Source organism: Sinorhizobium sp. NG07B (genome assembly GCF_002532005.1).
In the GTDB taxonomy this organism is placed as follows: Bacteria; Pseudomonadota; Alphaproteobacteria; order Rhizobiales; family Rhizobiaceae; genus Sinorhizobium; species Sinorhizobium fredii_C.
In genome coordinates this window covers 223,918-244,943 of record NZ_NWTD01000004.1, presented here as the reverse complement: position 1 = coordinate 244,943, position 21,026 = coordinate 223,918, and the positions used below count along the sequence as shown (strand labels likewise).

Below are 21,026 nucleotides of genomic sequence, written 5' to 3'. Positions count from 1 at the left end.
GATGAAAGCCCAACCGAAAGCCTCGCACTTCATCGATGGCGAATATGTCGAGGATGCGGCCGGCACGACGATCGAGAGCATCTATCCGGCGACCGGCGAGGTGATCGCCCGGCTGCATGCGGCAACGCCGGCAATCGTCGAGAAGGCAATAGCGGCGGCGAAGCGGGCCCAGCCGGAATGGGCGGCGATGAGCCCGACGGCGCGCGGCCGCATCCTCAAGCGCGCCGCCGAGATCATGCGCGAGCGCAATCGCGAGCTCTCCGAGCTTGAGACGCTCGACACCGGCAAGCCGATCCAGGAGACGATTGTCGCCGACCCGACCTCGGGCGCCGACAGCTTCGAGTTCTTCGGCGGCGTCGCGGCCGCCGCGCTCAACGGCGACTATATCCCGCTTGGGCAGGACTTCGCCTATACCAAGCGGGTGCCGCTCGGCGTCTGCGTCGGCATCGGCGCCTGGAATTACCCACAGCAGATCGCCTGCTGGAAGGGTGCGCCGGCGCTCGCTGCCGGCAATGCGATGGTGTTCAAGCCGTCGGAGAACACGCCGCTCGGGGCGCTGAAGATCGCCGAGATCCTCACAGAGGCGGGGCTGCCGAAAGGGCTCTACAATGTCATCCAGGGCGACCGCTCGACCGGCCCGCTGCTCGTCAACCATCCCGACGTCGCCAAGGTGTCGCTGACCGGCTCGGTGCCGACCGGAAAGAAGGTGGCAGCGGCGGCAGCGGCCGAACTGAAGCGCGTCACCATGGAGCTCGGCGGCAAGTCGCCGCTGATCGTCTTCGACGACGCCGACCTCGAAAGCGCCATCGGCGGCGCCATGCTCGGCAATTTCTATTCGACCGGCCAGGTCTGCTCCAACGGCACCCGCGTCTTCGTGCAGCGGAAGATCAAGGAAGCGTTCCTGACGCGACTCAAGGAGCGCACCGAGGCGATCGTCATCGGCGACCCCATGGACGAGGGGACGCAACTCGGGCCGATGGTGTCGAGGGCGCAGCGCGACAAGGTGCTCTCCTATATCGACAAAGGCAAGGAGGAAGGTGCGCGGCTCCTCACCGGCGGCGGCATCCCGAACGATGTGAACAGCGAAGGCACCTATATCCAGCCGACCGTCTTTGCCGACGTCACCGATGAGATGACGATCGCCCGCGAAGAAATCTTCGGGCCGGTGATGTGCGTGCTCGACTTCGACGACGAGGCCGAGGTCGTCGCCCGGGCGAACGCGACCGAGTTTGGTCTCTCCGCCGGCATCTTCACCGCCGACCTCACCCGCGCCCACCGGGTGATCGACCAGCTCGAAGCCGGCACGCTGTGGATCAACGCCTACAATCTCGCACCGGTGGAAATACCCTTCGGCGGCTCGAAGCAGTCCGGCTTTGGGCGGGAGAACTCGATCGCGGCGCTCGATCACTATACCGAGCTCAAGACCGTCTATGTCGGCATGGGGAAGGTAGAGGCGCCGTACTGAGAGTTTGCAATAGCCCCTCACCCTAGCCCTCTCCCCGCTCGCGGGGAGAGGGAATACCGCGCCGCATACGCTCGCCTCGTGGAGGAGACAGGGTTTTGGGCGGGGTCAGAGGGGGAGCGAAGTCGGCAACCGCAAGTCCCTTCTCCCCGCAAGCGGGGAGAAGGTGGCGGCAGCCGGATGAGGGGCGTCCTCGACACACAAGAAAGACACTAGAATGCAGGCAGATTTCGTCATCATCGGTTCCGGTTCGGCAGGCTCGGCGCTCGCCTATCGCCTGTCGGAGGACGGCAAGAATTCGGTCATCGTGCTGGAATTCGGCGGATCGGACTTCGGTCCGTTCATCCAGATGCCGGCCGCGCTCGCCTGGCCGATGAGCATGAACCGCTACAATTGGGGCTATCTCTCCGAACCGGAGCCGCACCTCAACAACCGGCGCATCACCGCGCCGCGAGGCAAGGTGATCGGCGGCTCCTCCTCGATCAACGGCATGGTCTATGTGCGCGGCCACGCGGAGGACTTCAACCGCTGGGAAGAACTCGGCGCGCAGGGCTGGGCCTATGCCGACGTGCTTCCCTATTTCAAGCGGATGGAGCATTCGCACGGCGGCGAGGACGGCTGGCGCGGCACCGATGGACCCCTGCACGTACAGCGCGGCCCGGTCAGGAACCCGCTGTTCCACGCTTTCGTCGAAGCCGGGAAACAGGCCGGTTTCGAGATGACCGACGACTACAACGGCTCCAAGCAGGAAGGCTTCGGGCTGATGGAGCAGACGACCTGGCGCGGCCGGCGCTGGTCGGCCGCTTCCGCCTATCTGAAGCCGGCGCTGAAGCGCCCAAATGTCGAGCTGATCCGCTGCTTCGCCCGCAAGGTCGTCATCGAGAACGGCCGTGCCACCGGCGTCGAGATCGAACGCGGCGGCCGCATCGAGATGGTCAAGGCCAACCGCGAAGTGATCGTCTCGGCCTCCTCGTTCAACTCGCCGAAACTCCTGATGCTCTCCGGCATCGGCCCGGCCGCGCATCTGAAGGACATGGGCGTCGAGGTCAAGGTCGACCGCCCCGGCGTCGGCCAGAACCTGCAGGACCACATGGAGTTCTATTTCCAGCAGGTCAGCACCAAGCCCGTCTCGCTCTATTCCTGGCTGCCCTGGTTCTGGCAGGGCGTCGCCGGGGCCCAATGGCTGTTCTTCAAGTCCGGCCTCGGCATTTCCAACCAGTTCGAGGCCTGCGCCTTCCTGCGTTCGGCGGCCGGCGTCAAGCAGCCCGACATCCAGTACCACTTCCTGCCGGTCGCGATCCGCTATGACGGCAAGGCGGCGGCGAACACGCACGGCTTCCAGGTGCATGTCGGCTACAACCTGTCGAAGTCGCGCGGCAGCGTCACGCTGCGCGCCTCCGACCCAAAAGCCGATCCGGTGATCCGCTTCAACTATATGAGCCATCCCGAGGATTGGGAGAAGTTCCGCCACTGCGTGCGCCTGACGCGCGAGATCTTCGGCCAGAAGGCCTTCGACCAATATCGCGGGCCGGAAATACAACCCGGCGAAAAGGTCCAGACGGACGAGGAGATCGACGCCTTCCTGCGCGAGCACTTGGAGAGCGCCTACCACCCCTGCGGCACCTGCAAGATGGGTTCGAAGGACGATCCTATGGCCGTGGTTGACCCGGAGACGCGGGTGATCGGCGTCGACGGCCTGCGGGTTGCCGACTCCTCGATCTTCCCGCATGTCACCTATGGCAACCTCAACGGTCCCTCGATCATGACCGGAGAGAAGGCCGCCGACCATATCCTCGGCAAGCAGCCGCTCGCCCGCTCCAACCAGGAGCCTTGGCTCAACCCGCGTTGGGCGATCAGCGATCGGTAACCCTACTCCAGGAGAAATCCGATCCACCGGCCGGCGACGACGGCGCCGGTCCAGATCATCAGCGAAAGCACTGCCGAAAGGCGGACCCTCAAGGTAAGCGGGCCGCCCTTGACGGCGGCGCGCCATTGCGGCGTGAGATGCAACAGGCCCGCGTTGAAGACGCCGACGGCGAGCAGCGTCATCTTGGTGAGAAACGCGGGATTACTTGCGTATTCGAGCGGGTTGACGCTGAAGAGACAGAAGCCGGTGGCGATCGTCAGCGCAACGCCGACGGCAGCCGCGTGCGAGAGGTACGGCCCGACCACCGCGACCGGGACCGCCCGGGCGAGGCCGAGAAGCCGCAGGTCCAGCGGCAGGATCGCGCCGATGATGATCCCGAACGACAGGATATGGGCGGCGTTGACGAAGATATATAGGGTCGCGGAGCGCCGTATCGCCAGGGCGAAGGGCAGGGTTCCGATCCAGGCCAACACCTCATCCATCAATCAATTCGTCTGTATGCGCTCTGGATAGATGTCATAGACCTTTCCGGCTACGGTGATCCGAACCGCCTTCATCCTCTTCTCGCTGCGATCGAGCGAGCGATTGCCGAGTGCGACGATGGGGTCGCCGACTTTCGCAACGCCCTCGACGAAGCCGGAGCGCTCGGTCAGCCGGGGATTGCCGAGTTCGACCAGCCAGATGCCGTCATTCTTCGTTTCGACGTTCAGCGTCGGATGCGGCGGCGCCATCGAAATCTCGCGGATCGTCCCGGTGAGCTCGATCTGGTCTGCCTCCGCCCAGGACCAGCCGTGATGAGCAAAGGCGCCCGTAACCAGAAGCAAACCGAGGACGCTTCCAAGGACGACGCGACTGGATAAGGACTGGATCATCTCCATCTCCCTTCATTCTCCGCATTGATCAATGCACAAGCTGGCGCAGACAACGCGAAAGGATAGGGCCTTCAACAATTCTTGAACAGCCGCTCCCTCGGCGCTGGCAGAGGAATTCATCTTCGCCCCTTCCCTCCAGCCAAAGATAATCTACTAAATTACTAGGTTTTCTTAGAACTTTCTAGATCAGAGAGATATTTGCTCTGATCCTTAAGCAATAGAAATCCGTTTTTCTGTCCTTTGTCACAAACGGCTGCGATATTCCGTCCAAATTGCAACAGGATGCAGCCATGACGACGCAATCCCTCGAAGCCGAAGCCAAGGCCCTGAACGACAAGCTCGAAAGCCTCGATCTTGCCGGGCGCCTGGCGCTCGTCGCCGGCCTTGAAGGCCGGGCGGTCTTCACCACGTCGCTCGGCATCGAGGATCAGGTCATCACCGCCGCGATCGGCACCAACCGGCTCGACATCGAGGTCGCCACGCTGAAGACCGGCCGGCTTTTCAACGAAACCGTCGCCCTGATCGAAGAGACCGAGGAAACCTACGACATTCTGATCAAGCGCTACCATCCCGAAAAGGCCGATATCGAAGCCTATGTGACACAATACGGCATGAATGGCTTCTACGAGAGCGTCGAAGCAAGGCATGCCTGTTGCGGCGTGCGCAAGCTGAAGCCGCTTGCGCGCGCGCTCGAAGGGGCAAGCTACTGGATCACCGGGCTGCGCCGCGGCCAGTCGGGCAACCGTGCCACCACGCCCTTTGCCGAAGCCGACCTCGAGCGCGGCCTCATCAAGATCAATGCGCTGGCGGATTGGGATATCGAGGCGATCCGTGCGCATGTCGCCGCAGAGGCCATCCCCGTCAACCCGCTGCACGGCCGCGGCTATCCGTCGATCGGCTGCGAGCCCTGCACGCGCGCCATCAAGCCGGGCGAGCCCGAGCGGGCCGGCCGCTGGTGGTGGGAGAACGACGAGAAGCGCGAGTGCGGCCTGCACGTTGCGGAAGCGGCCTCCTCCATCATCCCCAATGCCAGCAGCGCCGCCTGAGGGCAGCGCCGCCGCCAAGAGACAAGTATCCTCCCCGGAGTTCGAAATGCCCCACACCCATCCGGAAACGGAATTGCATAACCCGCAGAGCACGAAACCGCCGCTTGATCCGCATCTGAAGGCCCTCGAAAACGAAGCGATCCACATCTTCCGTGAGGTCGCTGCCGAATTCGAGCGCCCGGTGATGCTCTATTCGATCGGCAAGGATTCGTCTGTCCTGCTGCACCTGGCGCGCAAGGCCTTCTATCCCGGCCGCATCCCCTTCCCGCTCCTGCACGTCGATACCGGCTGGAAGTTCCGCGAGATGATCGCCTTCCGCGACGAGATGGTCGAAAAATACGATCTTGATCTCGTCGCCCATACCAATCCGCGCGGTGCAGCCGAGAACGTCACGCCGTTCACGCACGGCTCGGCGCTCTATACCGACATCATGAAGACGGAAGCGCTGCGCCAGGCGCTCGACGCCGGCCAATACGATGCCGCCTTCGGCGGCGCGCGTCGCGACGAGGAAGCGAGCCGCGCCAAGGAGCGCATCTATTCCTTCCGCACGCCGGACCATCGCTGGGACCCGCGCAACCAGCGGCCCGAACTCTGGAATGTCTATAACGGCATGATCCGCAAGGGCGAGAGCGTGCGCGCCTTCCCGCTCTCCAACTGGACCGAGGTCGACATCTGGCGCTACATCCAGGCGGAAGAGATCCCGATCGTGCCGCTCTATTTCGCCAAGAAGCGTCCGATCGTCGAGCGCGACGGCATGATGATCCTTGCGGAGGACCCGCGCCTCGAACTGCTTCCGGGCGAGACGAAGCGCGAGGAAGTCATCCGCTTCCGCACGCTCGGCTGCTTCCCGCTGACAGGCGCGATCCGCTCCAATGCGACGACGCTCGACGACATCATTTCCGAACTTGAAACCGCGACCGTCTCCGAACGCCAGGGCCGCGCCATCGACCGCGACCAGGCCGGCTCGATGGAAAAGAAAAAACGCGAAGGATACTTCTGATGACCGCACCGGCACTAGCGAACGCAGCCCTGGACGAAACGGCCGTCGCCCTTCCCTCGCAGGAACCGGCGCGGGTCGCGCGCGATTCCCGCCCGCTTCGCCTCATCACCTGCGGCAGCGTCGATGACGGCAAGTCGACACTGATCGGCCGGCTGCTCTGGGACACCAAGGCGGTCAAGGAAGACCAGGCCGCGAGCCTTCAGCGCGATTCCAAGGGCAAGCAAAACGATCTCGGCCTGCCCGATTTCGCGCTGCTGCTCGATGGGCTGCAGGCTGAGCGCGAACAGGGCATCACCATCGATGTCGCCTATCGCTACTTCTCGACCGACAAGCGCTCCTTCATCGTCGCCGACACGCCCGGCCACGAGCAGTATACCCGCAACATGGCGACCGGCGCCTCGACCGCCGATCTTGCCGTGCTGCTGGTCGATGCGCGCGTCGGCCTTCTGGAGCAGACCCGCCGGCACGCGACGATCGCGACGCTGATGGGCATCAAGCAGTTCGTGCTGGCCGTCAACAAGATCGACCTGACCAACTACGACCGCAGCCGCTTCGAGCAGATCTCGCACGAGTTCAAGGAACTGGCGCTGTCGCTCGGCGTCCGCCAGGTGACCGCTATCCCGGTCTCGGCGCTGAAGGGCGAGAACGTCGTCTATGACGGCCGCGCCTCGATGCCCTGGTACGAGGGGCCGACGCTGATCGAGGTGCTGGAACTCGCAACCACCCGCTCGGCACAGACCGTCGGCTTCCGCCTGCCGGTGCAGCGCGTCTCGCGCCCGGGCGAAAGTTTCCGGGGTTATCAGGGCACGGTGGCCGGCGGTTCGGTGAAGCCCGGCGATTCCGTCGTCATCCTGCCCTCCGGCATGGTCGCCAACGTCACCAAGATCGTTACCTTCGACCTGGTGCGCAACGCCGCCGTTGCCGGCGACGCGATCACGCTGGTGCTCGACCGCCAGGTGGACGTCTCGCGCGGCGACGTGATCGCGACGATCGACAGCCAGCCGATGACCGGGCTCGCCTTCGACGCCCAGCTCGTGGCGCTTCAAGCCGAAGGCATCCAGCCGGGCAAGCGTTACTGGCTGAAGTCCGGCAGCCGCCGTCAGCGCGTGCAGGTGCAGCCGATCAGCCAGCTTGACCTGAAGTCCGGCAAATGGAACCATGCCGACGAGCTGCCGATGAACGCCATCGGCAAGGTGCACCTCGCCTTCGACGAGCAGGCGATCTTCGACGCCTATGAGCAGAACCGCACGACCGGCGCCTTCATCCTGATCGATCCGGACACCAACAACACGGTTGCCGGCGGGATGATCTCCGCCAAGCGGGCGGCCATCGGCGGCATCCACACCGAGGACAGCCGCGTGATCCTGTCGCTGCCGGCGGACCTTGCCGACCAGCTGATAGCCACCGAAATCTTCGCTGGCCGCCGCGAGGACGCCGAAATCCGCCGCGTCACCGCCGCCAGAGCGATCGAGATCATCGACGTAATCGACGAGTGAGCGGAATATCCCAAGACGTGAAAAGGGGCCTGCGTGGCCCCTTTTTTCATGCGGCGTTCCTGCCGGCAGAATTTTGATGGCCCTTGCCTTATGGTCTTCCAGGCCGTCTGGTGCAAATAGAGGTGTTCGCCGGAAGCGCGCCCGAACCGGATGCTGCGGGCCGCGAGGCGCATAGGCCTTCGGAAGAGTGAACGCGTCAAACGCCATCGCGCCCCGATATGCCGGGATCGAAAAAACACTACGCGCTAAGTGATTGATTTGGCTGGTCGGAGTGGTGTGATTCGAACACACGACCCCCACGTCCCGAACGTGGTGCGCTACCAGACTGCGCTACACTCCGTGACCAGCGGCGCCTCTATAGAACAGCATTTTCGTTTTCACAAGCGCCAAACTCAAAAAAGAACGTGGGCTTCTCCAAAAAATTCCGGGCGACGATATGCCCGTCAAGTCCTCACCCATGCGTGGCAATAGGGCGTTTCTGCAACGCTTCGGATTTTCCTCGAGCGCAGGGTCGCGCACCGATTTTCTTTCGTCGCGTTTGGCGCTAGAGCCTCGCCGGAACGCAAGGAAATCCGGGCGTCCGGCCTTTCCGCGCCGCAGAATTTAAGCACAGACAAAGGGACAGAGACATGAATTTCCGCATGATGACGGCGGCCGGCCTTGCGCTGGTGCTCGCCGGCTGCACGACGACGACCGGAGTGGCGCGCAACGAGGTCGAGAAACGCTGGCTCGGCCAGCCGGCCGGCGCCTTCTTCGCCCAGTTCGGCCCGCCAATTTCCGATGTCGAAGCCGGTAGCGACACCGTCTATAGCTGGAAGGGCGGCTACAAGACCCGCAGGATCCCGGCCGAATACGAAAAGACCGCCGACGGCAAGCGCGGCAAGCGCATCGCGGCCGCCCGCACCGAATATCTGAGCTGCGCCGTCCAGCTCACCGTCTCCTCCGACTACGTCATCCGCTCGATCCGCATCGCCGGCGACCGCAAGCGCGCGAACGGCCCGAGCTGGTGCGAGGAGTTTTTGGGCGGCGCCAAGGCGGAGTGAAGACGCGCACACCGTTCATCCGCGTGACCCGCTGACGAAAGTCGGCGGGTTTTGTTTGTGACATCTGGAGAGGGTTCGGCGGTGGCTGGGGCGCCTGGATTCGAACCAGGGAATGGCGGTACCAAAAACCGCTGCCTTACCGCTTGGCTACGCCCCAACGGATTGGCGGCAGTGCGCTCGCCAAATCGAGCGCCTGATTAGCAAAGCTCGTGCGTGCTCACAATGCTTAACTTCGCTTTGCCTGCATTTTGTTGGCCCATTTCCGCTAACCCCGACCGTTCAATCCAGCGGTCGCTGCTCGCGACAATCCGAACCGGTGTACCGTTTCTTCCTTCCACGCTTTGGCCTATTGTCACTCGCGAGTGAAACTCGAACCAATGTTGCTCATCGCGATCGACTCGCCCCTCATCCACCTGCCGGCACCTTCTCCCCGCGAGCGGGGCGAAGGCGACCGCGGCGCGCCCTCAGTCTCCTCTTCCCGTGAGCGGGGGCTAGCCCTCGGGGCCGAGGAGAGGGCATGAGGTCGTTGGTCGAAGATGGAGCGCAGGAACAGACGCATGCAGGGACCGGAATTCGACCTCGATTTCAAGCCAGCCCATGGCGAGGCAGTGACGGTGGCAGACGGCGTTCAGCGCATCACCGTCAACAATCCCGGGCCCTTTACCTTTCATGGCACCAACACCTACATCGTCGGCCGCCTCTCGGTCGCGGTGATCGATCCGGGCCCGGAAGATGAGGCGCATTTTCAGGCGCTGATGGCGGCACTCGAAGGGCGCGAGGTAACGCATATCGCCGTCAGCCATACGCATCGCGACCACTCGCCCCTCGTCCGCCGGCTCAGCCAAGCGACCGGGGCCATTGTCGTCGGCGAGGGGCCGCACCGGGCCGCCCGCCCCTTGCACGCCGGCGAGACCAACCCCTTCGCCGAAAGCTCGGACATGGATTTCGCCCCCGACATTGCACTTCAAGACGGCGTACGGATCGAGGGCGACGGCTGGAGCCTGACGGCGATCGCCACGCCGGGACACACCGCCAACCACATGGCCTTCGGGCTCGACGGCACCGGCATTCTGTTTTCCGCCGATCACGTGATGGCCTGGGCAACGACCATCGTCGCACCGCCGGACGGCGCCATGGCCGACTATATGGCCTCGCTCGACAAGCTGCTCTTGCGCGACGACCGGCTCTATTTGCCCGGCCATGGCGGCCCGGTGAGCGAGCCCGCCTCCTTCCTGCGGGCCCTCAAGGCGCACCGTAAGATGCGCGAACGCGCCGTGCTGGAGCGGCTGCGCGCCGGCGACCGGAATATTCCCGACATGGTGAAGGTGATCTACGCCTCGACCGATCCGCGTCTGCACGGCGCAGCGGCGCTTTCGGTGCTCGCCCATATCGAGGACCTGATCGAACAGGGCCGCATCGAGACCAACGGCCCGCCATCGCTTCTTGGCGAATACCGGCTGGTCGCCTGAGCGAGATTAATCGCCAGCAATCCCAAGAAGCTCGGCATCGAGCGCGCGCAAGAACTCTTCCGCGAAACTGGCGCCCATGCCGAGATCGTGCTGGCCGTAGCGCGAGGCGACGCGCAGGTCGACGAGCGTGGTTTCCGCCTCTTCACGCAGCCGGATCAGCACGTCGAAACGGAAGCCGACGATCAGCGTGCGCCATTCCCCCTGTAGAACGATATCGCTGGCTTGGCGCCCCGGTATGCCGACATCGATATCGGGCGCCGGGCGCGTAGCCGGAACCGGAATGGCCTCCGGTCCCCGGCTCGTGTCCGCCCCCTCGCTGGGGCCAACGGCAAGATCCTCGAGATCGGCACGTGCGTTTTCGACGCCGAGTTCCGCGGTGATGCCGACCCGCGCTGCCTCGACGACCTTGCGGACGCCCTGGAAAACGCGGTCAAGCGCGCCGTCGTAACGCCGTCCCGTGAGCCCCGGATAGGCCGCGATCTGCGCTTCGCGATCCCCGGGCGTCACGATCGGCCGGCGTTTGATCCAGCTCTCCTCGACGACGGGCGCCTTGATCCAGGGCGGCGGCGTCGCCGTATCGGTACTCACATCGTAGATCGCCGGGCGCGTCAGATATTGCGCCGCCCCATAGAAGAAAAAGCCGAGCGGGAGCGCCGCATAGAAGAGCGCCGAGACCGAAGCGGTCCCGCCGATTGCCGCAACCCGCCAAAGGCGCGTCAGACCGATTGCCGCAAGCAGGACGGCCACTAGGGCGAAAGCCACGGCAAAGCCTGCCAGCGCCAGAAAATGCGGGGTGGTCAAGGGGCCGAAGCGGTGCGCGGCAAGCGACAGCACGAAAATGACGAAGCCTATGCGGGCGAACCGTCGCGCCCAGTGGGCGGCATGGGAATAGGGACGCTCGTAGCGGACCATCATGAAACGGAATCAATCCCCGCGGAAAAGTCTTTGCCCTTCTTAATGCAAGATCCCCCAAATCGGAATCGATTTAGGGACAGAATCATGCAGCAATTCAAAGTGCTACGTTTGCGCGTCTCATTAGGCGCGCGGCGCTGTAGACCATGGCGCTTTCCGTGGGAACCACGCGCTTTTGCACGCCTTGAATTCGCCCGAAAAGAGTATGAGCGCATCGGTTGTATTTCTGCCGCAAATTCGCCATTCTCGTTAACCAGTTATTTCAGTTGAACATTCGGCAGCCTTGCCGGTTGCCGCGCCGACCAGCGCCCAGGGAAACTGGCAGCAGATCAAAGTAGGCCAACGGCCTCCGCCTGCCTGAAAAGACACACGGCGGCATAGAGGCGCCGTGACAACGGAGAGAGATCATGACCGCATCGGAGACACGTTCGGAAATCGCCGTTGCCGCCCCTCCGCCGCCCGGCGGAGACGCTGCCCTTCCAATGGCGCTGCTCGAACTCGAGCTCTCCCTCGACCGCTTCTCCGGCAACAAGGATGATTTCTCGTCCTTTGTCCGCACGGTTGCCGCCGAGATCGGCGGCGAGTTCCTCTTCGTCCTGCCTGCCTCCGGCCTTGTCGACAATTGCCTGACCATTGCCGTCCTCCGCCACGGCACGGCCGGCGATCAGGCGGAAACGATCCTCTTCGTCTGCCTGAATGAGGATGGAAGTTCGATCCGCGTCGAGCAGCCGAGCGAGCGCACCGCCGGTCTCACCAGTTTCGCCGAGGCTTTCGTCGGCGTGCTCGAGCGGATCTGAAGCAGCCGAGATTAATCGCCACTATCCAGCGGCGCATGATATTCTTGTTGCCGTTGAATCGCGCCCGCAGACCCGCAACCATGCGTCCTTCCTGCCTACAGCGTCGGGCGTCTTGTCAGACGCGCAAAGGCCGCTGTAGCACTTTGAATTGCTGCATGCCTTTGTCCTTAAATCGAGGACGATTTAAGGAGAAAGACATGCACTAGCAATTTCATCGCGCGGAGGACGAGCCGACATGCCGCCGATCTCAGTTGCGCGAGCGAGCGCCGATCAGGAGGCAGGAATGAATACGACGACAATCAGACTGCTGACACTCGCTGCAACAGGAATAGTGCTTGCCGGCTGCCAGACGGTGTCCCCGCAGGAGCGGCGCGCAAGGGACGAAACGACCTGCGCCTCCTATGGCTTTCGCCGCGGCACGGATGCGTTCGCCACCTGCCTGCAACGCATAGAACTCGACCGCCGCGCCGAAGCGCGCGCCTTCCGCTACGAAAGCGACATACTGTTGCGAAGACCGTATTGGTATTAAGGCGGACGCAGGCCAGCCGTCAACTTGCCGCCAGCGCCTCGGTCTTGCCGTTGCCCTTGATCGCCGCCTGTGCGGCCGCCAGCCGGGCGATCGGCACGCGGAAGGGCGAGCAGGAAACATAGTCGAGCCCGGCCTCCTCGCAGAAGCGGATTGACGCCGGATCGCCGCCATGCTCGCCGCAAATGCCGAGCTTCAGGCCGTTCTTGGTGCGGCGGCCGCGCTCGGCGGCAAGCTGGATCAGTTCGCCTACGCCGTCGAAGTCGAGCGAGACGAACGGATCCTGCTCGATGATGCCCTTCTGCTGATAGGTGGCCAGAAACTGGGCCGCATCGTCGCGCGAAATACCGAAGGTCGTCTGCGTCAGGTCATTGGTGCCGAAGGAGAAGAAATCGGCCGCTTCGGCAATCACGTCGGCGCGCAAGGCGGCGCGCGGCAGTTCGATCATCGTGCCGACCAGATAATCGATGCCGATGCCTGCCTCGCCGATCACTTCCTTGGCGACCGCATCGATCCGTTCCTTGACATAGTCGAGTTCCGCGCGCAGCCCGACGAGCGGGACCATGATCTCGGGAACCACCGGCGCACCTGTGCTGCGCGCCGCCTCGACCGCCGCCTCAAAAATGGCGCGGGCCTGCATTTCGGCGATTTCCGGATGGGAGATCGCGAGCCGGCAGCCGCGATGGCCGAGCATCGGATTGAACTCGTGCAGCGCATCGACCCGCTGACGCAGATGCGCCGGGTCGAGCGCCAGAACGCCGGCGACTTCGGCAATTTCCTCATCGGTCTTCGGCAGGAATTCGTGCAGCGGCGGATCGAGAAGGCGGATCGTCACCGGCAGGCCGTGCATGATCGAGAAGAGCTCGACGAAGTCGGAGCGCTGCATCGGCAAGAGCTTCGCAAGTGCCGCACGCCGGCCCTCCTCGTCCTCGGCGAGGATCATCTCGCGCATCACATTGATGCGGTCGTCCTCGAAGAACATGTGCTCTGTGCGGCAGAGGCCAATGCCTTCGGCGCCGAAGGAGCGGGCGGCACGCGCATCGGCGGGCGTCTCGGCATTGGTGCGCACCGTCATCCGGCGGCTCTGGTCGGCCCATTGCATGATCTTGCCGAAATCACCCGAAAGCTCCGGCTGCAGCATGGCGATCTCGCCCTTCAGCACTTGGCCCGACGATCCGTCGATAGTGATCACCTCACCCTTCTTCAGGGTGACGCTCGCGGTGATCAGCAGCTCGCCCCGCTGATCGACGCGGATGCTGCCGGCGCCGGAGACGCAAGGCGTGCCCATGCCGCGGGCGACGACGGCGGCGTGGCTCGTCATGCCGCCGCGTGTCGTCAGGATGCCCTGAGCCGCATGCATGCCGTGGATGTCCTCCGGGCTCGTCTCGACTCGGACCAGGATGACCTTGCGGCCTTCCTTGACGGCCTGCACCGCCTCCTCGGAGGTGAAGACGATCTCGCCCGTCGCCGCCCCCGGCGAGGCCGGCAGCCCCGAGCCGATGATGTCGCGGCGGGCATGCGGATCGATGGTCGGATGCAGGAGCTGGTCGAGCGAAGCCGGATCGATGCGCGCCACGGCCTCTTCCTTGGAAATCAGGCCCTCCTCGGCCATGTCGACGGCGATCTTCAGCGCCGCCTTGGCGGTGCGCTTGCCGGAGCGGGTCTGCAGCATCCAGAGCTTGCCGCGCTCGATGGTGAATTCGAGGTCCTGCATGTCGCGGTAGTGGCGCTCAAGCGTCTGACAGATCGCCTCGAACTCGGCGAAGCCCTCCGGCATCAGCTTTTCCAGCGACGGCTTATCGGAGCCGGACGCGATCCGGGCGGCCTCGGTGATGTTCTGGGGCGTGCGGATGCCGGCGACCACGTCCTCCCCTTGCGCATTGACCAGGAATTCGCCGTAGAGTTCCTTTGCGCCGGTCGACGGGTTGCGGGTGAAGGCGACGCCGGTTGCCGACGAATTGCCGAGATTGCCGAACACCATCGCCTGAACGTTGACGGCGGTGCCCCAGGCGGCCGGAATGGCGTGCAGATGCCGGTAGGTGATGGCACGCGGGTTCATCCAGCTCGAGAAGACCGCGCCGATCGCACCCCAGAGCTGGACTTCCGGATCCTGCGGAAAGGGCTCGCCGAGCACCTCCTCGATCGCTTCCTTGTAGCGGGAGATGACATGCTGCCACTCGACGGCCGAAAGCTCCGGATCCTGCTCGTGGCCGAGCCGCGCCTTCTCTTCCTCGAGGATTTCTTCGAAGATCTCGTGATCCACGCCCATCACGACGTCGCCATACATCTGGATGAAGCGGCGGTAGCTGTCCCAGGCGAAGCGCGCGTCGCCGGCATCGTGTCCGAGCGCGTGCACCGACTGATCGTTGAGACCGAGATTGAGGACTGTATCCATCATGCCGGGCATCGAGGCGCGGGCGCCGGAACGGACCGAGAGAAGCAGCGGATGGTCCGTATCGCCGAAAACGCGCCCGGTGATCTCTTCCATCCGGGCAATGCCCTCGCGGACCTGCTCGCGCAGGCCTTCGGGCATTTCCCGGCCGTTGTCGAAATAGCTGTTGCAGGCATCCGTGACGATGGTCAGGCCGGGGGGCACCGGCAGGCCGAGATTGCACATTTCGGCAAGGTTCGCGCCCTTGCCGCCCAGCCTGTTGCGATCCCCCGCACTCCCTTCGGCCTTGCCTCCGCCGAAGGTGTAGACCCATTTCGTCATGCCTGTTCTCCACCCAGAAACAGTTCGATGGACGATCTACAGTATATGGTTCGGCCTGAAAATGCACCCGGCGAAGATTTTTGCTGCAGTGCATCAAAAATGCAGCAGCGCCTGTCGCCTCTCTCGTCTGCGGATGGCCCGCCGGTTCAGACCGCTTCGCGCATGCGCTCGGCCGTCTGCAGGTCGACGGAGACAAGCTGCGAAACACCCTGCTCGGCCATGGTGACGCCGAACAGGCGGTTCATGCGGGCCATGGTGATCGGGTTATGGGTGATGATGATGAAGCGCGTCTCGGTCGAGGCGGCCATTTCATCCATCAGGTTACAGTAGCGCTCGACATTGTGGTCGTCGAGCGGTGCGTCGACTTCGTCGAGCACGCAGATCGGCGCGGGATTGGTGAGGAAGACGGCGAAGATCAGCGCCATCGCCGTCAGCGCCTGCTCGCCGCCGGAAAGCAAGGTCATGGTCTGCGGTTTCTTGCCCGGCGGCCGGGCGAGGATTTCGAGGCCGGCCTCCAGCGGATCGTCGCTCTCGATCAGTTGCAGTTCCGCGGTGCCGCCGCCGAAGAGATGGGTGAAGAGCCGCTGGAACTGGACATTGACCACGTCGAAGGCGGCAATCAGCCGTTCGCGTCCCTCGCGATTGAGGTTCTGGATGGCGCTCCGGAGCTTGCGGATCGCCTCGATGACGTCATCGCGCTCCTTAAGAAGTGCCGCCAACCGTTCAGAAAGCTCCTTCTGCTCCTCGTCGGCACGCAGGTTGACGGCGCCGAGGCGCTCCCGCTCGATCTTCAGCCGCTCAAGCTCACGCTCGACGGCTCGCATGTCGGGCAACGCCGCATCGGCGGCCAGTCCCGTGAGGCGCATCGCCTCGTGCGGTGCGCAGGAAAGCGCCTCCAGTATGCGCGCCTCGACCTCGACGCGCCGCTCGCGGGCCGAGACGAGCCGTTCCTCGGCTCGGCCGCGCTTTTCGCGCGCTTCCGCGAGTTCCGAGAGCGCCGCCGCGGCAAGGCGATCGGCTTCACGCTGGCGGGTCTCCGCCTCGGCGAGGATGTCGGCCGACTGGCGGCGCGCCGTCTCCGCCTTCTGCAACTCGTTTGCCAGGGCGCGGCGCTTGTCGTCGAACTCGTCGGGTGCGTCGACGAGCTCCTCGACCTCCTCGCGCGCTTCCGCCTCGCGGTCGCGCAGTGTCGCGATGTGCTCCTCGGCGCTCGCCGCCCTCGCCCGCCAGGTCTCGCGTTCCGCAGCGATCGCCGTCAGCCGGCGCAGGCGCGCCTCGTTTTCGCGGGCAAGTCCGTCATGCGCGGCGCGCGCTTCGGCGACCGCGGCGCGGTCCGTCGCAACCTCCGCCGTCCGGGTGCGCAGCCGCAGCTCGAGTTCCGAGGGGTCGGACGCCTCGGCCAGTGCGTCGTTCGCCGCCTCGATCTGCTCGGCCGCCTCTTCGACCTGAGCCTCGAGCTGAAGCTTCGTCTCGGCAAGCACCGCCCGGCGGCGAACGAGATCACCGGAGGCACGTTCGGCCGCAGCTAGAGCGTCGCGCGCCTCGGCGAGCTGCCTGGAGATCATCCGCTGGGCATCGCGCGACAGCCGCAGCCGCTCGTCCTCGGCACGAATGCGCGCGCCGGCGGCGGCGAGATCCGCCTCCGCCCGGCGCAGCACCTCAGCCGCATCCTCGGCCTCCGCCTCGAGCTCGGAAAGGCGGTTCTTCTGCGCGAGCCTCAAGGCGGCAGCACTCGGCGCTTCCGAGCCGGTGACGTGCCCATCCCAACGCCAGACAGCGCCTTCCTTCGTCACCAGCCGCTGGCCGGACTTCAGGAGCGGCAACAGGCGCTCAGCCTCGGATTCGTTTCCGACGATGCCGATCTGGCGGAGCGTGCGGCCCAGCGCCTCCGGGGCGCTGACATAGTCGCTGAGCGGCAAGGCACCGCCGGGCAAGGCGGGGTCGTCGGCGTGGTCGCCGGGCATGCGCCAATGGGCGGCAGCCGCCTGCTCCAGCGGCGAATCGAGGTCGTCGCCCAATGCTGCGCCGAGCGCCGTCTCGAAGCCGCGCTCCACCTTCATATCCTCGACGACCGCCGGATAGGCGCTGGCGCCGGCCGCTTCCAGCATCCGGCGGATCGTGCGCGCCTCGGTTTCAATGCCGTTCAGCCGCGCCCGCGCCTGGTCGACGGGCTGGCGGGCCGCCGCTTCTTCCGCCCGCGCTTCGGCAAGGTTTTCCTCCACGGCGACGACCACCGCCTCGGCCTCTTCCAGCGCCGCTTCCGCGGCCTCCACCTGCCCCTGCTTCTCGTGCGGGTCCGGGAGGGCCGCCATCTGCCGGTCGAGGCTTTCGAGGTCGCGCCCCTGATCGGCGAGCTGACGGGCAAGGCGCGCCTGCCGCTCGGCGAGGTCGCGCAGCGTCCTGTCGAGCTGGTTGCGCGCCGCTTGCGCTTCGGCGCGCTCGGCGGTAAGCCCGGCGAGATCGGCTTCGCTGCCGGAAAGCCTTTCGTTGGCGTCCTCCAGCCTTTCTCGCGCCTCCGCGGCACGCTCGTCCGCCTCGGCGAGCGCGTCGCGCAGCTCTTCCTCCTCCAGGTCGAGGCGGGCAAGGATGCCGGCATTGTCGGCGATGAGCCGATCCTCGCGGGCGATATCCTCGGCAAGCTGCGAGAGCCGCCGCTGCAATTCGTCGCGCCGGCGCAGAATGCGCCCGGCATCTTCTTCGAGCTGCGCGCGGGCGATCTGCAGGCGCTGCAGCGCTGCTGCAAGCTTCGCCTCGTTCTCGCGCAGCTCCGGCAGCTTGAGGCTCGAGATCGCCTGATGCTTGGCCGCTTCCATCTGCGCCTGTGCCTTTTCGGCGACGAGCGCGGTGATCTGGTTCAACTGGCTGGTCGCCTCGGCTTCGGCCTCCTTCGCCTGTACCCAGCGGATGTGGAGCAGGATCGCCTCGTGACGGCGGACTTCCGCCGACAGCATCTTGAAGCGGTTGGCTTGACGCGACTGGCGCTTCAGGCTCTCGATCTGGCTTTCGAGCTGCGAGGTGACGTCATCGAGCCGTTCGAGATTGGTCTCCGCCGCCTTCAGCCGCAGCTCGGCCTCGTGACGGCGCGAGTGCAGGCCGGAAATGCCGGCTGCCTCTTCGAGCAATTGCCGGCGGGCTTGCGGCTTTGCGGCGATCAGCTCGCCGATCCTGCCCTGCCCGACCATCGACGGCGAGCGGGCGCCAGTCGAGGCGTCGGCGAAGAGCAGCTGGACGTCCTTTGCCCGCGCCTCCTTGCCGTTGATCCGGTAGACCGATCCCTGCTCGCGCTCGATCCGGCGCGTCACCTGGATCTCGTCGCTGTCGTTGAACGCGGCGGGCGCCGTGCGGTCGCCATTGTCGAGGTAAAGACCGACCTCGGCGGTATTGCGCGCCGGCCGGTTGCCCGAACCGGAAAAGATCACGTCGTCCATGCCGGAGGCGCGCATGTTCTTGTAGGAGTTCTCTCCCATCACCCAGCGCAGCGCCTCGACGAGGTTGGACTTGCCGCAGCCATTCGGCCCGACGACGCCGGTCAAGCCCCGTTCGATGATGAATTCGGTCGGTTCGACGAAGGATTTGAAGCCGAGCAGGCGCAGCTTGTTGAATTTCATGGGGCGCGATACCCCCCTTTGCGATGTGCGGCGACCGCGCTGCACCCCCCTCTGCCCTGCCGGGCATCTCCCCCGCAAGGGGGGAGGTCGGCTAGACGCATGGGCTTCCGCGACATCAAAGCCGAATGTGCCGAAAGCCCCACTAAAAATGACCCAAGCGAGAGGTATTTGGTCGAGCGGGACATCGCCACTTGCCGATCGCCCCCCTTGTGGGGGAGATGCCCGGCAGGGCAGAGGGGGGTGAGCCACGAGCGCATCACTCGAATGTCCCCTTCCCGATAACCCGAACGATATGCTCGCACACATTTGTCAATGTCGCGCAGCACGTCGTCATTCCAGAAACGCAAGACAGTCCAGCCAGCGGTCTCCAGTCGGAGCGTACGCTGCCGATCGTAGTCGGCATCACCCGGTTTCGCATGCTGCGCACCATCGACTTCGATGATCAGTCGATGTGCGGGGCAAGCGAAATCGACGATATAACCCGCGACCGGAACCTGTCGGCGAAAGCCGAGGCCCATCAGTCGATGTGCGCGCAACTCGTTCCACAGCTTGACCTCGGCGTCGGTCATCACACTCCGCATGCGGCGCGCATTGGAGCGAGTTTTCGGCGGAACGTCAGTGTGAGGCACGGCCAAACCTCACGGGTTCCCGAACATAAGAAACGGGCGCACGGCCGCAGCCGTCGCCCGTTGTCAGGAAGAGCGAAGGATCAGAGCTTGCTGTCGATGAGGGCCGACATAACGTCAACCGACATGTCCCCCGAATAGTGCTCGCCATTCACGAAAAAGGTCGGCGTCGATTTCACTCCGAACTCCTTGGCGCCGCGCTGCATGACTGCGTTCACATCATCCAGAAGTTTTTGGTTCGTCAAGCAGGCCTCGAAGCTCTCCTGTGTAAAACCGGCGAGTTTCGACATCTGCAGCAGTGCATCGCGGCCGTTTTCCGCGGCGGCCCATTGTTCCTGCTGCTTGAACAGCATGGAGATCATCGGGAAATACTGTCCCTCCGGAGCGCAGCGCGCCAGCATGAAGGCGGCCGCGGCGCGCGGGTCGAAGGGGAATTCGCGGATGACAAAGCGCACCTTGCCGCTGTCGACATATTTCGTCTTGATGGCGTCGAAGGTCTTGTTGTGAAAGTTGGCGCAGTGCGGGCAGGTCATCGACATGTATTCGACGATCGTTACCGGCGCATTGGCCTCGCCGAGCGCCATTTCCGGAAGCGCGCCGGGCTCCATCAGCTTCTGCACGTCGACGCTGCCTTCCGACTGCGGCAACTCGGCCTTGGCGGTCGGGGCGGAAGACTGCGCGACCTCGGTGGCGGCGGGCTTCGCCTGGCCGGAAGCGGCCGGCGTCGCGGCGGTGGAGCCGGTGGTCGTCGCGTCCGCGCTGGCCGTTGTTTCAGCCGGCGCCTTGGAAGCCGCCTCCTTCTTTTCTTCGCTGCAGGCTGCAAGCACCAGGGCAATCGCCGCGACGGCGACACCGCTCAGCAGGCGTTTCGGAAGGCTCGTTTCGGAAGCGGACATGGAAGGACCCGTGTTCTAGGAGGGGAAAATTGAGTTGTGATTTCGATAACTTGCTCAGTGCAAGGCGACAAGGGGCACTGTTTCAACTGAATTCAAAGAATTGTGACCCCTTGATGGTGAACTACTTGCGGCGCTGAGACAGGACCGCCGTGCCGAGCCGCTTCAGTGCGGCCTTCAGCGCCTCGCTCTCGATGCCTTCAACCATGGTGTCGAGCCGGCGTGCCGGTTCGCCGGTCAGCGGCCGCGGCCGCCGGTAGGGCTTGGGCGGCGGTGCGACAGGCTTCTGGACGATTCGAAGCTGACCGATCGCATGGAAGCCGAAAAAGCCGTTGATGCGCTGGATCAGTTCGCCCTGGGCGTGGGTCAGGAAAAGCGCCCTTGCGCCTTCACAGGCAACCGTCAGCATGCCGGGCTGGTAGCCGCCATCGCTGCCGATCTCCGAGGCGCGCCGCGGCCAGGCGATCTTTTCCGGCCGCGTGCAGTCGGCGAACTCCGCGCCGGCGATCTCGTCCCAGGAGCCGAGCAGCATCGTGTTGATGCCGGCGCGCTTGGCCAGCACCGGATCGATCAGCCCGTTCGCAACCTCGCTGATCTGCACAACCCCCTTCCGGGACTTCGCTTCACTCACCGGAACGACTTTCTGTTCGCAACTTCGATCGAGCCTTGAAGCCCAAGCGGGCGTCGGCCAAGTAT

The 21,026-nt window shown here is 64.6% G+C and carries 16 protein-coding genes, 2 tRNA genes and 1 pseudogene; 9 read left to right on the top strand and 10 right to left on the bottom strand.

Annotated elements, in window-relative coordinates; all coding sequences use genetic code 11:
• Window position 1 precedes the first annotated feature (1 nt).
• Both betB and betA read left to right on the top strand, forming a co-directional pair.
• Window positions 2-1,465: a betaine-aldehyde dehydrogenase gene (gene betB / locus CO664_RS15835; RefSeq protein WP_097539306.1), complete on the top strand. Its 1,464-nt coding sequence runs from the start codon at window positions 2-4 to the stop codon at window positions 1,463-1,465.
• Window positions 1,466-1,679: 214 nt separating this feature from the next.
• The gene (betA, locus tag CO664_RS15830) at window positions 1,680-3,329 is read left to right on the top strand and encodes a choline dehydrogenase (protein WP_097539305.1); all 1,650 of its coding nucleotides are present in this window, start codon (window positions 1,680-1,682) and stop codon (window positions 3,327-3,329) included.
• Window positions 3,330-3,331: 2 nt separating this feature from the next.
• Here betA and CO664_RS15825 read toward each other — a convergent pair whose 3' ends face one another.
• Complete coding sequence (locus CO664_RS15825) at window positions 3,332-3,811, bottom strand: DUF6644 family protein (RefSeq protein ID WP_037379409.1); 480 nt, start codon at window positions 3,809-3,811, stop codon at window positions 3,332-3,334.
• Window positions 3,812-3,814: 3 nt separating this feature from the next.
• Complete coding sequence (locus CO664_RS15820; RefSeq protein ID WP_037379977.1) at window positions 3,815-4,201, bottom strand: DUF6152 family protein; 387 nt, start codon at window positions 4,199-4,201, stop codon at window positions 3,815-3,817.
• A 290-nt stretch (window positions 4,202-4,491) separates the two neighbouring features.
• Here CO664_RS15820 and CO664_RS15815 point away from each other — a divergent pair, with 290 nt between their 5' ends.
• From CO664_RS15815 to cysN, 3 genes are read left to right on the top strand one after another with little or no spacing between them, the layout of a single operon-like run.
• Window positions 4,492-5,247 (top strand): phosphoadenylyl-sulfate reductase, encoded by a 756-nt coding sequence (locus tag CO664_RS15815; RefSeq protein ID WP_064251738.1) that lies wholly within the window; start codon window positions 4,492-4,494, stop codon window positions 5,245-5,247.
• 46 nt (window positions 5,248-5,293) lie between these two features.
• Window positions 5,294-6,247 carry a sulfate adenylyltransferase subunit CysD gene (cysD, locus tag CO664_RS15810; RefSeq protein ID WP_037379407.1) on the top strand — a complete coding sequence of 318 codons (954 nt, stop codon included), beginning with the start codon at window positions 5,294-5,296 and terminating at the stop codon, window positions 6,245-6,247.
• A complete protein-coding gene (gene cysN / locus CO664_RS15805; protein ID WP_097539304.1) occupies window positions 6,247-7,743 on the top strand; it encodes a sulfate adenylyltransferase subunit CysN in 1,497 nt (498 codons plus the stop codon). The genes cysD and cysN overlap by 1 nt, the downstream gene beginning before the upstream one ends.
• A gap of 263 nt (window positions 7,744-8,006) precedes the next feature.
• Here the strand turns inward: cysN and CO664_RS15800 are convergent.
• Window positions 8,007-8,083, bottom strand: a tRNA-Pro gene (locus tag CO664_RS15800).
• A 289-nt stretch (window positions 8,084-8,372) separates the two neighbouring features.
• On the opposite strand from CO664_RS15800, the gene CO664_RS15795 reads away from it, so the two are divergent.
• Complete coding sequence (locus CO664_RS15795) at window positions 8,373-8,786, top strand: hypothetical protein (RefSeq protein WP_037413453.1); 414 nt, start codon at window positions 8,373-8,375, stop codon at window positions 8,784-8,786.
• An 82-nt stretch (window positions 8,787-8,868) separates the two neighbouring features.
• On the opposite strand, the gene CO664_RS15790 is transcribed toward CO664_RS15795, so the two are convergent.
• Window positions 8,869-8,943 (bottom strand) — tRNA-Gln (locus CO664_RS15790).
• Between the two features lie 400 nt (window positions 8,944-9,343).
• Between CO664_RS15790 and CO664_RS15785 the strand changes: the two genes are divergently transcribed.
• A complete protein-coding gene (locus tag CO664_RS15785) occupies window positions 9,344-10,255 on the top strand; it encodes an MBL fold metallo-hydrolase (protein WP_097526270.1) in 912 nt (303 codons plus the stop codon).
• Between the two features lie 6 nt (window positions 10,256-10,261).
• Here CO664_RS15785 and CO664_RS15780 read toward each other — a convergent pair whose 3' ends face one another.
• Window positions 10,262-11,170, bottom strand: a complete 909-nt coding sequence (locus CO664_RS15780) for a DUF1499 domain-containing protein (RefSeq protein ID WP_097539303.1) — start codon at window positions 11,168-11,170, stop codon at window positions 10,262-10,264.
• A 404-nt stretch (window positions 11,171-11,574) separates the two neighbouring features.
• Here CO664_RS15780 and CO664_RS15775 point away from each other — a divergent pair, with 404 nt between their 5' ends.
• Together CO664_RS15775 and CO664_RS15770 are read left to right on the top strand one after the other, a co-directional pair.
• A complete protein-coding gene (locus tag CO664_RS15775; RefSeq protein WP_037413446.1) occupies window positions 11,575-11,964 on the top strand; it encodes a hypothetical protein in 390 nt (129 codons plus the stop codon).
• Between the two features lie 283 nt (window positions 11,965-12,247).
• Window positions 12,248-12,493 carry a hypothetical protein gene (locus CO664_RS15770; RefSeq protein WP_037413751.1) on the top strand — a complete coding sequence of 82 codons (246 nt, stop codon included), beginning with the start codon at window positions 12,248-12,250 and terminating at the stop codon, window positions 12,491-12,493.
• Window positions 12,494-12,512: 19 nt separating this feature from the next.
• Here CO664_RS15770 and ppdK read toward each other — a convergent pair whose 3' ends face one another.
• The 5 genes and pseudogenes from ppdK to CO664_RS15745 all read right to left on the bottom strand — a co-directional run bounded on the left by ppdK (window position 12,513) and on the right by CO664_RS15745 (window position 20,961).
• Window positions 12,513-15,203, bottom strand: a complete 2,691-nt coding sequence (gene ppdK / locus CO664_RS15765; protein ID WP_037413442.1) for a pyruvate, phosphate dikinase — start codon at window positions 15,201-15,203, stop codon at window positions 12,513-12,515.
• Window positions 15,204-15,349: 146 nt separating this feature from the next.
• Window positions 15,350-18,811, bottom strand: coding sequence for a chromosome segregation protein SMC (gene smc, locus CO664_RS15760; RefSeq protein WP_097539302.1), 3,462 nt, complete (start codon window positions 18,809-18,811; stop codon window positions 15,350-15,352).
• 256 nt (window positions 18,812-19,067) lie between these two features.
• Window positions 19,068-19,440, bottom strand: a pseudogene (locus CO664_RS15755) (DUF559 domain-containing protein).
• 80 nt (window positions 19,441-19,520) lie between these two features.
• Window positions 19,521-20,333, bottom strand: coding sequence for a DsbA family protein (locus CO664_RS15750; protein ID WP_097539301.1), 813 nt, complete (start codon window positions 20,331-20,333; stop codon window positions 19,521-19,523).
• 121 nt (window positions 20,334-20,454) lie between these two features.
• The gene (locus CO664_RS15745; protein ID WP_097539482.1) at window positions 20,455-20,961 is read right to left on the bottom strand and encodes a DUF721 domain-containing protein; all 507 of its coding nucleotides are present in this window, start codon (window positions 20,959-20,961) and stop codon (window positions 20,455-20,457) included.
• Window positions 20,962-21,026: the final 65 nt, after the last annotated feature.

Excerpts from the sequence above, each read along its gene's own strand:
- betA (WP_097539305.1), top strand. The coding sequence starts at position 1,680 with ATGCAGGCAGATTTCGTCATCATCGGTTCCGGTTCGGCAGGCTCGGCG.
- CO664_RS15815 (WP_064251738.1), top strand. The coding sequence starts at position 4,492 with ATGACGACGCAATCCCTCGAAGCCGAAGCCAAGGCCCTGAACGACAAG.
- CO664_RS15775 (WP_037413446.1), top strand. The coding sequence starts at position 11,575 with ATGACCGCATCGGAGACACGTTCGGAAATCGCCGTTGCCGCCCCTCCG.
- CO664_RS15750 (WP_097539301.1), bottom strand. The coding sequence starts at position 20,333 with ATGTCCGCTTCCGAAACGAGCCTTCCGAAACGCCTGCTGAGCGGTGTC.
- CO664_RS15785 (WP_097526270.1), top strand. The coding sequence starts at position 9,344 with ATGCAGGGACCGGAATTCGACCTCGATTTCAAGCCAGCCCATGGCGAG.
- betB (WP_097539306.1), top strand. The coding sequence starts at position 2 with ATGAAAGCCCAACCGAAAGCCTCGCACTTCATCGATGGCGAATATGTC.
- smc (WP_097539302.1), bottom strand. The coding sequence starts at position 18,811 with ATGAAATTCAACAAGCTGCGCCTGCTCGGCTTCAAATCCTTCGTCGAA.
- cysN (WP_097539304.1), top strand. The coding sequence starts at position 6,247 with ATGACCGCACCGGCACTAGCGAACGCAGCCCTGGACGAAACGGCCGTC.
- CO664_RS15770 (WP_037413751.1), top strand. The coding sequence starts at position 12,248 with ATGAATACGACGACAATCAGACTGCTGACACTCGCTGCAACAGGAATA.
- CO664_RS15795 (WP_037413453.1), top strand. The coding sequence starts at position 8,373 with ATGAATTTCCGCATGATGACGGCGGCCGGCCTTGCGCTGGTGCTCGCC.
- CO664_RS15820 (WP_037379977.1), bottom strand. The coding sequence starts at position 4,201 with ATGATCCAGTCCTTATCCAGTCGCGTCGTCCTTGGAAGCGTCCTCGGT.
- ppdK (WP_037413442.1), bottom strand. The coding sequence starts at position 15,203 with ATGACGAAATGGGTCTACACCTTCGGCGGAGGCAAGGCCGAAGGGAGT.
- CO664_RS15825 (WP_037379409.1), bottom strand. The coding sequence starts at position 3,811 with ATGGATGAGGTGTTGGCCTGGATCGGAACCCTGCCCTTCGCCCTGGCG.
- cysD (WP_037379407.1), top strand. The coding sequence starts at position 5,294 with ATGCCCCACACCCATCCGGAAACGGAATTGCATAACCCGCAGAGCACG.
- CO664_RS15780 (WP_097539303.1), bottom strand. The coding sequence starts at position 11,170 with ATGATGGTCCGCTACGAGCGTCCCTATTCCCATGCCGCCCACTGGGCG.